The 15,428-nt window shown below is 39.4% G+C and carries 15 protein-coding genes; 2 read left to right on the top strand and 13 right to left on the bottom strand.

The window, feature by feature from the left end:
- Positions 1 to 311 precede the first annotated feature (311 nt).
- Positions 312 to 1,595 (top strand): MDR family MFS transporter, encoded by a 1,284-nt coding sequence (locus G3O09_RS06815; protein ID WP_163100742.1) that lies wholly within the window; start codon positions 312 to 314, stop codon positions 1,593 to 1,595.
- Positions 1,596 to 1,723: 128 nt separating this feature from the next.
- Positions 1,724 to 2,731 carry a rod-share determining protein MreBH gene (gene mreBH / locus G3O09_RS06820; protein ID WP_163100743.1) on the top strand — a complete coding sequence of 336 codons (1,008 nt, stop codon included), beginning with the start codon at positions 1,724 to 1,726 and terminating at the stop codon, positions 2,729 to 2,731.
- Positions 2,732 to 2,993: 262 nt separating this feature from the next.
- Here the strand turns inward: mreBH and G3O09_RS06825 are convergent, their stop codons facing one another.
- The 13 genes from G3O09_RS06825 to G3O09_RS06885 form a co-directional block, all read right to left on the bottom strand.
- Entirely contained in the window at positions 2,994 to 4,478 is a 1,485-nt protein-coding gene (locus G3O09_RS06825; RefSeq protein WP_163100744.1) for a class I adenylate-forming enzyme family protein, read from the bottom strand.
- 117 nt (positions 4,479 to 4,595) lie between these two features.
- Positions 4,596 to 5,336, bottom strand: coding sequence for a 3-oxoacyl-ACP reductase FabG (gene fabG / locus G3O09_RS06830; protein ID WP_163100745.1), 741 nt, complete (start codon positions 5,334 to 5,336; stop codon positions 4,596 to 4,598).
- Positions 5,320 to 6,237, bottom strand: a complete 918-nt coding sequence (phaZ, locus tag G3O09_RS06835; protein WP_163100746.1) for an intracellular short-chain-length polyhydroxyalkanoate depolymerase — start codon at positions 6,235 to 6,237, stop codon at positions 5,320 to 5,322. Before phaZ ends, fabG begins: the two co-directional genes overlap by 17 nt.
- Positions 6,238 to 6,253: 16 nt before the next feature.
- The gene (locus tag G3O09_RS06840; RefSeq protein WP_163100747.1) at positions 6,254 to 7,264 is read right to left on the bottom strand and encodes a 3-oxoacyl-ACP synthase; all 1,011 of its coding nucleotides are present in this window, start codon (positions 7,262 to 7,264) and stop codon (positions 6,254 to 6,256) included.
- A 16-nt stretch (positions 7,265 to 7,280) separates the two neighbouring features.
- Positions 7,281 to 7,478 carry a hypothetical protein gene (locus G3O09_RS06845; protein ID WP_163100748.1) on the bottom strand — a complete coding sequence of 66 codons (198 nt, stop codon included), beginning with the start codon at positions 7,476 to 7,478 and terminating at the stop codon, positions 7,281 to 7,283.
- An 11-nt stretch (positions 7,479 to 7,489) separates the two neighbouring features.
- Positions 7,490 to 8,500, bottom strand: coding sequence for a branched-chain amino acid ABC transporter permease (locus G3O09_RS06850; protein ID WP_163100749.1), 1,011 nt, complete (start codon positions 8,498 to 8,500; stop codon positions 7,490 to 7,492).
- A 4-nt stretch (positions 8,501 to 8,504) separates the two neighbouring features.
- The gene (locus G3O09_RS06855; RefSeq protein ID WP_163100750.1) at positions 8,505 to 9,365 is read right to left on the bottom strand and encodes a branched-chain amino acid ABC transporter permease; all 861 of its coding nucleotides are present in this window, start codon (positions 9,363 to 9,365) and stop codon (positions 8,505 to 8,507) included.
- 11 nt (positions 9,366 to 9,376) lie between these two features.
- Positions 9,377 to 10,084 carry an ABC transporter ATP-binding protein gene (locus tag G3O09_RS06860; protein WP_163100751.1) on the bottom strand — a complete coding sequence of 236 codons (708 nt, stop codon included), beginning with the start codon at positions 10,082 to 10,084 and terminating at the stop codon, positions 9,377 to 9,379.
- Positions 10,068 to 10,835: an ABC transporter ATP-binding protein gene (locus G3O09_RS06865; RefSeq protein ID WP_163100752.1), complete on the bottom strand. Its 768-nt coding sequence runs from the start codon at positions 10,833 to 10,835 to the stop codon at positions 10,068 to 10,070. The genes G3O09_RS06860 and G3O09_RS06865 overlap by 17 nt, the downstream gene beginning before the upstream one ends.
- Positions 10,836 to 10,958: 123 nt before the next feature.
- A complete protein-coding gene (locus G3O09_RS06870) occupies positions 10,959 to 12,179 on the bottom strand; it encodes a substrate-binding domain-containing protein (protein WP_163100753.1) in 1,221 nt (406 codons plus the stop codon).
- Between the two features lie 376 nt (positions 12,180 to 12,555).
- Complete coding sequence (locus tag G3O09_RS06875) at positions 12,556 to 13,302, bottom strand: response regulator transcription factor (protein WP_163100754.1); 747 nt, start codon at positions 13,300 to 13,302, stop codon at positions 12,556 to 12,558.
- 95 nt (positions 13,303 to 13,397) lie between these two features.
- Positions 13,398 to 14,417: an ABC transporter ATP-binding protein gene (locus tag G3O09_RS06880; protein ID WP_163100755.1), complete on the bottom strand. Its 1,020-nt coding sequence runs from the start codon at positions 14,415 to 14,417 to the stop codon at positions 13,398 to 13,400.
- Positions 14,418 to 14,422: 5 nt separating this feature from the next.
- Positions 14,423 to 15,424, bottom strand: a complete 1,002-nt coding sequence (locus tag G3O09_RS06885) for an ABC transporter ATP-binding protein (RefSeq protein ID WP_163100756.1) — start codon at positions 15,422 to 15,424, stop codon at positions 14,423 to 14,425.
- Between the last annotated feature and the right edge of the window lie 4 nt (positions 15,425 to 15,428).

A 15,428-nucleotide genomic window follows, 5' to 3' on the forward strand; every position in this document is an offset into this window, starting at 1 on the left:
TTTTATTTGGTTAATAACTCATAATATGACATAATCCCCACCATGTTTTTTTAATCAAACGTTTGATTGAAAATGTAAAAAAGATTGATTTCATCTAACTTCAAAATCATACTACTTCCGCGAAAAAAATCGATTATTGTCCGGGAAATGTCGACAATATAAGAAATAAAAGAAACTCATATTTATTCAAGTATGGACCCCAAGCTAATAAATACTCATTCTTTTAAAAATTCATTTTAGTTGTTCCAATATTAAGAATAATTGTATGATGTAATGGTTGAAATCAAAGCAATGGTCAGGGGAAATCACTTATGAAATTACGCAATTGGGATCGAAATTTAAAAATCCGCTTGGGTGGCGAAGCCTTAGTCAATATTACTTTTTGGATGTTCTTCCCCTTCTTAACGATTTTTTTCTCGGAAGCCTTTGGTAAAACAACGGCTGGTTTCTTACTCATCTTTTCGCAAATCTTTTCAGTAATTGCCAACCTTTTAGGAGGATATTGTGCGGACAGATATGGCCGGAAAAGAATGATGGTCCTCTCCTCTTCTTGCCAGGCCTTGGCATTTTTTGCTTTTGCATACGCTTCCTCACCATGGTTGGATTCACCTACGCTCGCTTTCATTTGTTTTAGTCTAGTAAGCGTTTGTGGCTCATTGTATTGGCCTGCAAGCCAAGCAATGGTTGCAGATGTGGTTGATGAAAAAAATCGCAGCAGCGTTTTTGCTGTATTTTACACCAGCATCAATATTGCAGTAGTCATCGGACCAATCATTGGAGGATTATTCTATGCTGAACACCGTTTCGAATTATTACTACTTGCTGGAATCATGAATGCAACATTAGCATTAATCTTACAGAAAAAAATCGAAGAAACAGCCCCTACATTAATCGGTAGCCATACGACTAATGGGAGTTCAAAAACTGGACTCGAATTTCTTGTCGATCAAATTAAAACCTATAAAATCATAATTCAAGATAAAGTATTTCTATTGTTCATACTTGCTGGAATCATTGGCGGGATGACTTTTATGCAATTGGATTTATTATTTCCAGTCTATACGAAAGAGGTTATTCATAACCAAACATTGCTTTCAATGGGAAAATGGGAGATTAAAATTGGTGGAGAACAGGCTTTTGGATTATTAATATCCGAAAACGGATTGCTAGTTGCCATTTTCACAATTGCGGTAACTAAATGGATGGGCTTGTACAAGGAAAGAAATGTGTTTGTTGTTTCATCTATTATATATGGATTCTCTATGTTAGTTGCAGCTTCCACGGGGTGGATTTGGGGTCTCATACTAGCAATGGCCTTATTTACATTCGGAGAACTAATGACAGTAGGTATCCAACAAGGATTCATTTCAAAAATTGCGCCTGAACATATGAGGGGCCAATATTTCGCAGCTGCCAGTCTTCGATTTACCATCGGTAGAATGATTGCACCGATCGCAATTCCAATGTCCTCTTGGTTTGGCAATAGTACCACTTTTATCATTTTGTTCTTTTTCTGTTTAATCAGTGCCTTTTTGTACTATTTAATGTATTCTCTTCACGAGAAAAAGAATCAAGCAGTCACTATTACTCCATGAATGATGAATAACCAATCATTGGATTTGACACACACCCAACATTTACCATGGTTTAAGACCCCCACAAAACGTGGTTTTTGTGTAGAATGCTCTTATGGGGGTCAAACCGATTGAAGGGGTGACTATATATGTTTACAAATACAGAGATAGGTATTGATCTAGGAACTGCAAACACACTTGTATATAGCAAAAATAAAGGTATAGTTCTGAATGAGCCATCTGTGGTGGCGATTGATACTGAAACAAAGAATGTCCTTGCCGTTGGTCAAGAGGCAAAAGATATGATTGGAAAAACGCCAGGTAAAATCGTGGCAGTACGACCACTGAAAGACGGTGTTATTGCCGATTTCGATATTACAACACAAATGCTGAAACATATAATGAAGAAGGCCGGTAAAAAACTAGGTCTATCCATCAGCAAACCTGTAGTAGTCGTTTGTACACCGTCAGGATCCACTTCTGTTGAAAGAAGGGCCATCCATGATTCAGTAAAAAATTGTGGTGCTAAGCACGTCCATCTAATCGAGGAACCAGTAGCAGCAGCGATTGGTTCTGACCTACCAGTGGACGAGCCTATTGCAAATGTCATAGTTGATATTGGAGGCGGAACTACAGAAGTTGCCATTATTTCGTTTGGTGGTATCGTTTCTTGTAATTCTATCCGAATCGGTGGAGATCAGATGGATGAAGATATCATTCAATATGTTAGAAAAAAATACAATCTCCTAATTGGAGAAAGAACTTCTGAGCAAATTAAAATCGAAATTGGTTACGCTCCAATTGGACATGAAGATAGAACAATGGATGTACGTGGTCGTGACCTTGTATCTGGATTGCCAAAAACGGTTAATATAAAATCGACTGAAATCCAAGATGCCATCAAAGAATCCTTGATGCATATTCTTGAAGCAATCCGTGCGACACTAGAAAATTGCCCACCAGAACTTAGCGGTGATATTGTGGATCAAGGTGTTATCTTGACTGGTGGAGGAGCACTCCTAAATGGTCTCCAAGAATGGCTGAGCGAAGTAATCGTTGTTCCCGTTCATATTGCACCTAACCCACTCGAGTCAGTTGCAATCGGAACTGGACGTTCACTCGAGGTTATTCATAAGTTGCAAAAGGCTACTAGATAATTAGAAAAGCGCAAGCGCCCTCGGGACAATCCAAAAGCCGATTGTCCCTGCGAGGATTATTCTTAGAAGCTTTTCTTTGTGCTTAGCGACTTATGGGCTGGACGAACCCCGTATGAGATAAAGGAAACACGAAGAAGGATAGTGATTCGATGTTGACTTAGCGTAAGGAGGGGTGCGGAAGCACACTAGTCGCTGGGCATTGGAGCTAGACTCTGCTCCAAGAGTTATACTTTTATATCTTCATAAAAAAGGGAGTAGGTCCCTATTCAAATGAATAGGAATCTACTCCCTCTTTTAATGCCTTTTTATCGATTTTTCCTACGTGGGTCTTCGGTAATTCTGGTAATAAATAAAAGCGTTTAGGAACTTTGTATTTTGCCAAGGTTTGAGAGCAATATCCTTTTAAATCCTCAACAGATATCCCTTCATGTTGCTTGGTTGAAACAAATGCTACCACTTCTTCTCCCCATTTCAAGTGCGGCATCCCGATGACGGCAGCTTCCGAAACGAATGGATGGGCAGACAATACTTGCTCTACTTCCAATGGATACACATTTTCTCCACCTGTTATGATCAAATCTTTTTTTCGTCCTACAATATAATAATATCCTTCAATGTCTCTTTTAGCTAAATCTCCTGTATGGAGCCATCCATTTATTAAGGTGTTCCTTGTTTCTTCTTCCTTATTCCAATATTTGAGGAATGTGTGCCCCCCAGAAATAAGTAGTTCACCCACCTCATCATGGTTCGAAATCTCTTTTTCCCCATCAACTAATTTAACATCGTTTAATAACATCGGCTTCCCTATTGATCCCTTTTTAACAGCTGCATCTATTGGATCAATGTAAAAATTATTCGGACCAGCTTCTGATAATCCATATCCTTCTTTAAAAGGAATTCCCTTCATTTTAAACGCATCATAAACTTCAAGAGGACACGGAGCCCCTCCAGATAAGAAGACCCTCATATTGTGAAAGTTCGTTTTATGAAAAGCATCTGTCTGAATGACTAAGTGATACATAGTGGGTACTAGTAATACTATCGTACATTTGAACCTGACTAGGTTTTCCACAACGGCTTCAGCCTCAAAGCCAGATGTTATTACGACCGTCCCTCCTGCAAGCAGAATAGGTAGAGTCAAAGCATTCAAACCGCCCGTATGGAACATCGGCAAATAAGTTATTGTACAGTCATCATTTGCCAATCCCCAGCTAATGATTGTATTTACTGCATTTGTGAATAAAGCTTTATTGGATAATACCGCCCCTTTTGGATAGCCTGTTGTCCCTCCTGTATAAATGATGACTGCAGGTGTTTCCGGTGGCCATTCTCTCGTGTGCTCATGTTTCTCAAATGGAATGGGCAGAAAATCCAAATCAAAGCAGATATCCTTGTAATTATCTGAAATTAGCGGTTGGAATTGATTCTGAACTCCAATCCAAGCAGGGTCGCAATCGTCTAAAATATACCTTAATTCCCTTTCTGAAAGCCTCCAGTTTAAGGGAACAAATATGGCCCCCAGTTTAAGACAACCAAATAAATAATCCAAATAACATACATCGTTTACTGACAACAGCGCAACACGGTCCCCTTTTTTTACACCCTGTAAGGCAAAAACGGACGCTTGTAGTTCCGCGCGTTCATTTAATTCCATATATGTATATGATTCTAGAGTTTCCGCATTGTGAACAGCTATTTTTGCAGGTGTCATCATAGCCCTTTTATAAAGCCAGTCTATCTCTAGCATATGCGTCCCCCCTCGCTTCAATAGATAGCTATACTATAAAAAGCGATAGTTACAGATGAGTTACATTGTTAAGGTGAAAATAAAAATGCTTAGGTTTTCACCTAAGCTTTTGACTATTTACATCATTATCCCACCATCTACATGAAGCACTGTACCATTCACATAGTTAGATTCTTCGGAAGATAGGAATAGATACGCATTTGCGATATCTTCCGGCTTACCCAACCTTTGAAGTGGGATTGTACTAGTTAGCTGCTGGATGACCTTTTCTGGAACCGTTTCTACCATTCCAGTGGCAATGAATCCTGGAGCAACGGCATTGACATTGATTCCTTTACGTCCCAACTCTTTAGCCCACGTTTTTGTCATACCAATCAAGCCCGATTTGGCTGCAGCATAATTTGTTTGACCGACGTTTCCATACACTCCTGAAACGGAGGAGGTGTTGATGATTTTTCCGAATCCTTGGCTGATCATAGTTGGAACTACTGCCTGTGTGCAATGAAATACACCAGTCAAGTTGACATCCAATACTTTTTGGAAATCATCCACGCTGAGCTTCGTCAGCATAGCATCACGGGTAATCCCCGCATTATTAATCAAAATATCAATTTTTCCAAACCTTTGTAGTACACGCTCAACCATGCGATCCACACTAGCACGGTCCGCTACATTCACTTGGAAAAAAGCTGTGTTCTCTATATATCCCTGCAAGGAAGAAAGTCTCTGAGAGCCGTTCTCCTCGTCAAAATCTGCTATTGCCACAGAGGCTCCTTCCCTGAGGAAAACTTGGACTGCTTCCCAACCGATGCCATTCGCTCCACCTGTAATGATTGCTACTTTATCCTTTAATCTCATATTGCTTGTTCTCCGTCTCTTGTAAAAAATTTGTGATAGAAGTCTTCAATAAATCTAAGTTATCAATGAGGGGAGAGTGCCCACAACCCGTAAGTTCAATATACTTAGCAACTGGACCAAGATCCTGTATGATCTCTTTTGTCATGGTGTCCGTCACAACCAAATCCTCGTCCCCACGAAGGATAAGAACTGGGATGCAAATTTTCTCCACCTTGCTAGAACCTGCCCTCACTCCAGATTCATTGCTGATATTAAATGTATTCAATGAATGATACACCTCAGCTAAGTTACGTTGTGTAAGCATATCATCTAAATATTCATCGTATTGTTCAGCACTTGGTTGGTTTTTCGTATAAATCAAACTATTCCATATCGCCTTTAGGAGCTCTTTATTACCCGAATCATACGCCCCTTGGATGGGAATAGTCCGGATAGGATCTTTTTTAATGTCTTCCAATGTAGATAATCGCTTCGTTACATCCAATGCTCCGTCTTCATTTGTGCCAAAGAACGGGTATCCTCTAGTCGAAGCAGAAGCCAATAAAACCAACTGATTGCAATACCCAGGATAATCTGCACAAAACTCCATGGATACCGCTCCTCCTGTTGACCATCCAACCATTGCAAAATCCTTTAATCCTAGTTCATCGACGAAAGATTTTATGTCGTCTGCAAAGTCCTTAATGGATTCTACTGGTTTCAAATAGGTGGAGATTCCGAACCCTCTCATATCGACTGCGTATATTTTATATTGATGGTCAAACGCTTCCATTAACAGATCCCAGTGCATAGAGGATGTCATGTTGCCATGGACCAGAAGGACAATTTTTTCCCCACTTTCACGTTCTCTGTACCCTAAAGTTTCACCATTTGGTAATGTAACACTCTTCAATGTAATCATAGTCACCACTCCTCCTCTATTCTCCCCAGCGAATAACCGTAGCTCCCCATGCATATCCAATTCCAGCGCTCACTAAAACCACAATATCCCCGATTTTTAATTTGCCTTGTTGTTCTGCTAACTCTAGAGATAAAATTTGATCAATTTGACCAATATGACCATACTTATTCAAATAAATCGACTGATCCTCCTCAAGCCCTAACTGAGACAGTACATAATCATGTGCTGATTTTTTCATATGAAGGATTCCTAAATAATTAATGTCTTGCTCGGAATAACCACTTTTTCTTAGAGCTTCCCTGATGACATATAGAAAATTTTCCATCGATTTCTCTTCCAGGCGCGCCTTCATCCCTTGTGGGTCCAATACATCGAGCTTATTTAAACTCTGGTCAATGGCTTCCTTTGATATTGGATGCTTTGTTCCCCCAGCAACTACCACAACGTCTTCAGAAAAAGAACCATCCGTAATGATGGAACTTTCGAGCAATAGATTGCTTGAAACACCTTTTTGTAGGATAATGGCTCCTCCACCTGTACCAAGGTTGAACATGAAACGGGTTCTCTCATTCTTGTAATCTATAAAGTCACCATTTCTATATCCACCCGCCAAAAGAATCGTTTTAACACCTGGATCAGAACGGAGAATGTCCTTCGCTAACTTAAGAGCCATGATAGTCGTTCCGCATCGAAGAGCCATGTCAAAAGCCCAGGCATTTACGGCTCCAATCTCATGCTGTAGTTTGATGCCCGCTGTCCAGAGTGGATATTCTTTATGCTCTTCTCCTATATAAATGATTCCATCTATATCGTTTGGGTCAATCTTTGCTTTTTGAATGGCTTTTCTGGCAGCCCAAATTCCCATTTCACAGGTATGATCATCTTCACCAGGTATCGTTTTTTTTAAGATTCCTAGTTTTCTTTCTACAATTTCCTGTGGCATTCCTGCTAGTTCGCTTATTTCTTTTGAGGTTTGATATGATTCGGGCAAATAAGTCCCCCACCCGATTATCCCAATATCCGCCATACCTTCTCCCCTCCATTTAGACTTTATCCATTACATCATTCGATTGCATCCAATCCTGTAGGAATAACGATACTTCTTCGATATTCTCAAACGTCATTTCTGTTTCATCTTGGACATGGGTTACTTTGATTCTCCACTTCTTTTGACCACTCTCCGGCTCCATACTTGCAAGATGAAAACGGACAATGAAAGAGGTGACACTTGGAGCACTCATGATTCCTCCTCCTAGCCAGCCAATTTTTTATCTGATTCAACTTTTGTCTTTTTCACTTTCTTTTTTTCCTTCAATAAAGTGATACTTCCAACAATTCCTTGAGGGAAGAACATCACAGCAAGAATAAAAACAATTCCAAACAGGATAATCCATCTCTCAAAAATCCAATGGACTTTCGATAGCCCTGTGAGCCAATGGTGGGCAAACTCAATGATTCCTGATCCAATCACCGCACCGATAAGCGTTCCAACTCCACCGATAATCGTCATAAGCAGTGCATCCAATGTTATATCCATTGTAAAAACACTCGTATTGACAAAGCGGAGTGATAAAGCATATAAAGAACCCGCAAGGCTTGCTAATATTCCGGATACGACACTGGCAATTACCTTATAATGAAGGACCTTATATCCAAGAGATTCAGTTCGATGTTCATTTTCCTTTATCGCAACCAATACCCTCCCTAGCGGAGAATGAATGAATCGCTTTAAACAAAAGAAAACCAAAACCATACATACGAGGCAGATTAAATAGAAGCTGGTACGATCACGGAAAACTTCTGGAACCCTAAAAGTAAAACCGTCATTCCCATACGTAAGTGTTCTCCATTTTTCGGCAGCCACCAGAAATAATCCAGATAATGCTAGTGTCAGCATTGCATAAAAGTGACTTTTCAGGCGTAAAGTCATCAAACCGACAACAAAACTCACCACGGCTGATAACAGTATCCCTACTAAAATGGCTAGAACGACAAACATCAAATCAGGCTCAAACCTCTTCAAAAAAATACTGGCAGAATAAGCACCAATACCGAAGAACATAGCGTGACCAAATGATACAATCCCGGTGTATCCAAGTAGAATGTCATAGCTCATCGCAAATATTGCAAAGATAAAAATTTGGGTAAAGAGAATTAGCAAGTTCCTGTCTTCATATACAAACGGAAAAATAAACAATCCTAAACTTACGAAAAGAAATAGTAGATTTACTTTATCTTCCTTCCATTTATGTGTCAGTTTCATCTCATCACCCCTTCACCGCGAACAACCCAGTTGGTTTAAATATTAATACGACCGCCATTAAAATCATGTTGACTGCTAAAGATAGGTCTGGTACATAGTAGGCCATATAAGAACCTGTTAAACCAACCAATATTGCCGCTAAAACCGATCCAGTAATATTCCCCATACCTCCAATGACAACTACGATGAACGCTAGAATTGCGAATTCCAGCCCCATTTCCGCATGGATCACACCTGAATATGGCCCTAATAACGCTCCACCTAAAGCTGCCATCGCAGCACCCGCCATAAATACATATAGAAACACTCGGTTAATGTTGATACCTAAAGCTTGAATCATTTCTTTATTCATTACTCCAGCACGTACTATCAATCCAATTTTCGTTTTCTTTAGGATGTAATGAATTATGAAGTAAACTAAAGCACCTACCAAAATAATGAATGCTCTGTACTTGATGATAAGGATGTCACCTATTTCCCAGCTTCCCTTTAAATACTCAGGCGCAGAAACGGCAATTTGATTAGGACCCCAAACGACTTTTAATAATTCTGATAAAACCAACATGAAGCCTAATGTAATTAAGATTTGCTGAACATGATTGCCATAAACAGGTTTGATGATCCACTTTTCTGTAATAAATCCTAATATTAAGCCAGTCAAAATTGCCCCCAAGATTCCCACTAGAAAGCTGTCTGTCAGCGCATACACCCATACTCCACTATAAGCACCCCAGGCAAACAATCCTCCATGGGCAAAATTCAGGACATCCATCAGACCAAAAATCAGCGTAAGTCCGGCTGCCAATAGAAATATCAACATCCCTGTCGCCAATCCATTGATGGTCAAATTAAAAAACAATTCCATATGGCACCTCCTTACGCAATTCCTAAATATTTTCTTCTAAGGACTTCATCTTCGCGGAGTTCGTTCATTCGCCCATTGTATACGGTTCTGCCATCGTCAATAATATAGAAGCTGTCCCCTATCGCACTTGCCATTAAAAAGTTCTGCTCAACTAGCACAATGGTCGTTTTTTGCTTCATTTGTTGAATTGAATCCATTACTTTCTCTACCACTATTGGGGCAAGTCCTTTACTTGGTTCGTCTATCAAAAGTAAATCGCTTTCACGAACATAGGCACGGGCTATCGAAAGCATTTGCTTCTGACCTCCACTCAGAAATCCACCTTGTTTTTTCCAGAAGGTCTTCAAATCTGGAAAAAGCTGAAGAATCCATTCAACCTTTTTAAGAGTTTCATCATCTTCTTTCCTTATCGCAACCTTCATGTTTTCTTCAACCGTTAATTCACCAAAAATACCTTGATCCTCCGGCACATACCCCATCCCCAAATTGGCAATCTCATACGGTGGCAAGCCTTGAATGCTTTTGCCTTTATAAAGGACAGAACCTTTTGAAGGTGGGTTTAACCCCATAATAGACCGTAAAGTAGTCGTCTTTCCGGCCCCGTTCCTACCTAACAGGACTGTGACTTCTCCTTGAGGCACTTGGAAGGATATATCCTGGAGGATATGGTATTGCCCGATATACGTTTCAACATTTGAAAGACTAAGCAGTGTATTCATCGTATAGTCCTCCTAAATATGCAGTTTGTACGGTTTCATTGTCCATGATGTCTCGAGGTGTTCCATCGGCTAAAAGCTTGCCGTTAAAAAGGACCATGATGCTATCAGATAAATCCATAATCATGTCCATCTTGTGTTCAATCAATAAGATCGTTTTATTACCTTCTTTCTTAATATTTTTGATGACCTCCAGAATCATAGGAACATCTTCAAGTGACATTCCTGCAGTTGGTTCATCCAGTAATAGAAGTGAAGGTTCCAGTGCTAAAATCATTGCAATTTCCAATTTTCTTTTTTCGCCATGAGCCAAGTTTTTGGCCAAAGTACCCGACTTATTTTCAAGACGAACTAACTGAAGCCAATGATGCGCCCTCTCTTCAAATTCCTTATACTTTTTAAAATGCTGAAGCATTTGGTATCGAACCTTTTGTTGGGATTGCACTGCTAATCTGACATTCTCTAAAACTGTCAGGTTGGGAAAGACATTTGTTATTTGAAACGACCTTCCCATTCCAAGCCTCGTTCTTTCCATAGGAGATAATTTTGTCACGTCCTGATGTTGGAATCTAATTCTTCCTTCTGTAGTTGCCAGTTGACCACTTAATAAATTAAACAGCGTTGTTTTTCCTGCTCCATTGGGACCAATTATCGATTTAAACTCATTCTCTTTCACCGAAAATGTGACACCATCCACTGCTTTATGTGCCCCGAAGGCAATGCCGACCCCATTCGTTTGAAGTAGTACGGACATACTGCCCACTCCTTTCATTTTGAAAGAAGGGGCTGACCCAAGTTGAAGAGCCAAGCACTTAGTTCTCTACTAATCTTAGAGAGCTTACAGCGCTAGTATCTTTGGGTCGGCCCCTTCGGTTAATTAATTACGGATTGGCGGAGCCGTTTCTTCTGGTGTCAATTCGCGAATTAACACGGGTACTGGATACGGAACTCCATCTTTATTCTCTAGCTTGATTGCATACAACGTTTGAAGAGCTTGATGATCTTCTTTACGGAATGTCATTTTTCCTTTAGGAGTTTCAAAGCTCATTCCCTCCATTGTTTCAATCAGCTTTTCAGAATCTGTATCTCCCTCTGATTGTTTAAGTGCTTCTACAATAGCAATCGCAGCACTCATGCCACCAGGAGTGAACAAATCTGGGACCTCTCCATTAAAACGTTTCTTATGTTCTTCTACTAACCAGTTATTGACTTCATTTTTTGGCAGGTCATGATAATACACACTGAAACCTTCCATTCCCACCAACGCGCCCATCGTTCCAAGAGCCGCGATATCCGGAGCTCCTGTTGAAATTTTGATACCTTTATCTTGCACCTTCATATCAACAATTTGGTTCCAAGGTGAGTTGGCACCAGCCCATACAACAAATAAATAGTCTGGCTTGTTATCAATTACCTTTTGAACATTGGAGGTAAAATCAGTTGCAGCTGGATCTGCATATTCCTCATGCGTGACTTTAGCTCCAAGCTTTTCTGCGGCTTCTTTAAAAGCAGCAATACCGTCACGGCCAAACGAATTATCCGGTGCGAATGTCGCAATCTTTACTCCATCCTTAGCGATGGCAGCCGCTCCTGCAACAGCATCCTGTGAGGAGTTTCTTGAAGTACGGAATAGATATGGATTGAATTCTGACCCAGTGATACTATCAGCAACTGCTGGCTCAACAACCATGATCTTTTGGTATTCTTCAGCTAAAGGAAGCACCGCCAACGTATCACCAGAGCTAGAAGATCCAACTAAGAAATCTACACCATCTTCTTCAAGTAACTTTGTAGCTTTTTGAACCGCAACCTCTGGCTTTGTTTCAGTATCTTCAATTACAAACTCAATCTTCTTGCCAGCAACCTCTCTCGTACCGTCCGTTGCATAATCAAGACCTAACTCAAATCCTCTTGTCGATTGTTTACCATAAGATTCAAGTGCCCCCGTCATGGAAGCTAAGACACCGATTTTTATTGTTTCTTTGCTTTCTTCCTTTTCTTCCTTAGGTTCCGAAGAAGACTTAGAATTACATGCCGAAGCGAAAATCAGCAAGAAGCATAGCACAAGCATGACAGCCGAAAATTTTCTTTTCCTCATCCACACTACCCCCATTATTAACTTGTATTAAAAGCACACATGCTTTGAATGTATCGTACAAGGAGGAAGTTACAGAGTAGTTACAAATGTTAGAAAAGACAATTGAGGATTCTACAACTTAAAAATAGGCTATGTTAATGCTCTTTGTTTATTTGGCACTAGGTTGATTGAAGCGGAAGGCTCGAGACTCCTTCGGGAAAAGAGTGTTAAGGGAGACCCCACAGGCACAAGAGACGTGGAGGCTCCCGAACCACCCGCTGAAAGTGAGCGTCCGAAGCGGAAATCAACCCGCAGGTTTAACTGAGCTAAAAAAAAAGTGACTTAAAAGGTCGTCCATTAACGATCTTCTAAGTCACCCTTAATTTATGAAAGGATTTTATAATTCAACTGTTTTAAAAACTAATTTCTGTTCATTGTTTTTCGATTGAGTATACATTTTTTTCTTTTCAATTTTATAGCCTACTCCCCACACAGTAGAAATAGTCACATCTTGAGTATAGATTTGCATTTTCTTTCTGATCCTATTTAAATGTGTATCAATCATGCGATCATCGTGAAGCGTATCATATCCCCAAATTGTCATCATTAATTCTCGACGAGTAACAACTTCACCAACTTTTTTAAGTAATATCCACAATATTGCGAATTCTTTTCTTGTAAATAGGACTTCTTCCGAATCAATATATACTTTATAACTCGATTTATTCATTGTGATATTACCAAAGGTATACACGTTTTCCTCTTCTTTGAATTCTTCGGAATTCTTGTTTTTCTTTAGATGAATCGTGATTCTATACATTAATTCACGAAAGCTCATTGGTTTTTGAATAATGTCGTCTGCTCCCGCTTCAAAACAATTCACTTTTTCATCCTCGTGAAGATTTTGATACGTGATAAATATTGGTGAACCTGAACTGGGACGAATTTGTTTACATATTTCTAATGCATGCAATTTAGGTACTTCATAACTAATAATTATTATATCCACTTTTTCTTGAATAGCCTTTACCATACCACTTATACCATCCCTACTATCTAAAACTTCAAACGAAGTAGAAAAAAACTGATGGTACTGGTCAATAATTAAAGCATCATCCTCTATTACAAGCATTTTCTTGACCATTAAAATCCTCCACTTAACCGAAATTACCTATAGATATATTCGTGACATATGGACCATTACCCTTTCGAAAGTCCCGAATAATATAAAAATTTTTTTTAATTAAGTGTGAAATGACATGCGGCAAAATGACCATCACTATGTTCCTTAAACTCTGGTTCAACTTCCTTACACATCGGCTGAGCCATAGGACACCGTGTATGGAATCGACAACCAGAAGGAGGGTTAATTGGGCTAGGTACATCTCCTTCAAGTACAATACGATTCTTTTGATCTCTTAATCTAGGATTAACTATAGGGTTCGCTGAAATAAGTGCTAAAGTATAAGGATGCTTTGGATTTTCAAATAGTTCATCTACTTCAGCTAACTCTACCAATTTACCTAAATACATAACACCAACACGCTTACTAATGTGCCGGACAATGTTCAATCCATGAGACACAAATAAATAAGTAAGGTCCATTTCTTCTTGAAGCTCTTCTAAAAGATTGACAATTTGTGCTTGTATCGAAACATCTAGTGCTGATACCGCTTCATCTAATACAAGGAATTTAGGATTCAAAGCTAGTGCTCTGGCAATACCTATTCTTTGCCTTTGACCACCACTAAATTCATGTGGATATCTTCTAATATGATAAGGACTTAATCCAACTGTTTCTAATAATTCTTGTACACGTTTCTCTCTTGCAGAAGCATCCTTCATTCCATGAATCTTTAGAACTCTTCCGATAATATCTCCCACACTAAGCCTAGGATTTAGGGAAGAGTATGGATCTTGGAAAATCAACTGCATATCTTTACGCGTTTGTCGCATTTTTTCATCTGAAAGATCAAAGATATTCTGACCTTCAAATTCTACTGAACCACTCGAAGCTTCTAGTAAATTAAGCATAACTCGTCCAATGGTAGACTTTCCACAACCACTCTCGCCAACAAGTCCCAGAGTTTCTCCACGATATATATCTAAGCTAACCCCATCAACTGCTTTTACATAACCTTGTACCCGACCTAAAAAGCCACCTTTTATAGGAAAATGTTTTGTAACATCTCTGGCACTCAGAATAACTGAAGACTTCTTTTCTACGTCTTTTTCTTGCTCCAACATAGTATTCAGCATTTTTCTTATGCCTCCCAACGGTTAGTATATTTCCAACAACGTACTACTTCTTCTTCTGATATATTGATGACCTCAGGCATTTCTCTATGACAAAGTTCTGTTGCATATTCACAGCGAGGGGCGAATCGACACCCTGGTGGTAGATTTAAAGGGTTTGGAACGACCCCTTCTATTGCATATAGCTTACCTTGTTTCTTTTCAGGAGTAGGCATTGAGCGTAATAAACCTTCAGTATACGGATGCTTTGGATTTTCAAATATAGTAAAAACATCACCTTGTTCTACTATTTGACCCGAATACATTACCACCACTCGGTCTGCCATTTCTGCTACGACTCCTAAATCGTGGGTAATGAGCATGATAGATGTATCTAGTTTATTTTTTAGTTCCTTCATTAACTCTAGTATTTGGTTTTGAATCGTTACATCCAATGCAGTCGTAGGCTCGTCTGCAATTAATAATTCTGGATTACATGCAAGTGCAATGGCGATCATGACACGCTGTCTCATCCCACCACTCAACTCATGTGGGAAGGCGTGAACACGACGCTCAGCTTCAGGAATTCCTACTAATTTCAATAATTTAATGGATTGTTCAAGTGCTTCTTGTGCATTCATTCCCTGATGTAGAATTAATGATTCAGAGATTTGATTACCCACTCGAAATACCGGGTTGAGGGAAGTCATAGGCTCTTGGAAAATCATCGAGATTTTATTTCCTCGAATTTTCCGCATTTCATTATCCGATTTTTCTAATAGATTCTCTCCATCATAATTGATTTCACCATCCACGATTTTTCCAGGTGGTGAAGGTATTAATCTAATAATAGATAAGGAAGTTTGGCTTTTTCCACTCCCAGATTCTCCAACAATGGCTAACGTTTCACCTTTTTTAATTTTAAAATCAATTCCGTCTACTGCAGGAACGACACCTTCTTCTGTGAAGTAATGTGTTTTTAAATTCTTCACATGTAATAATGTTTTTTTCTCCGTTAATGTTTGGTTCATTGGT

It is taken from the genome of Peribacillus alkalitolerans (assembly GCF_010882125.1).
In the GTDB taxonomy this organism is placed as follows: domain Bacteria; phylum Bacillota; class Bacilli; order Bacillales; family DSM-1321; genus Bacillus_BN; species Bacillus_BN alkalitolerans.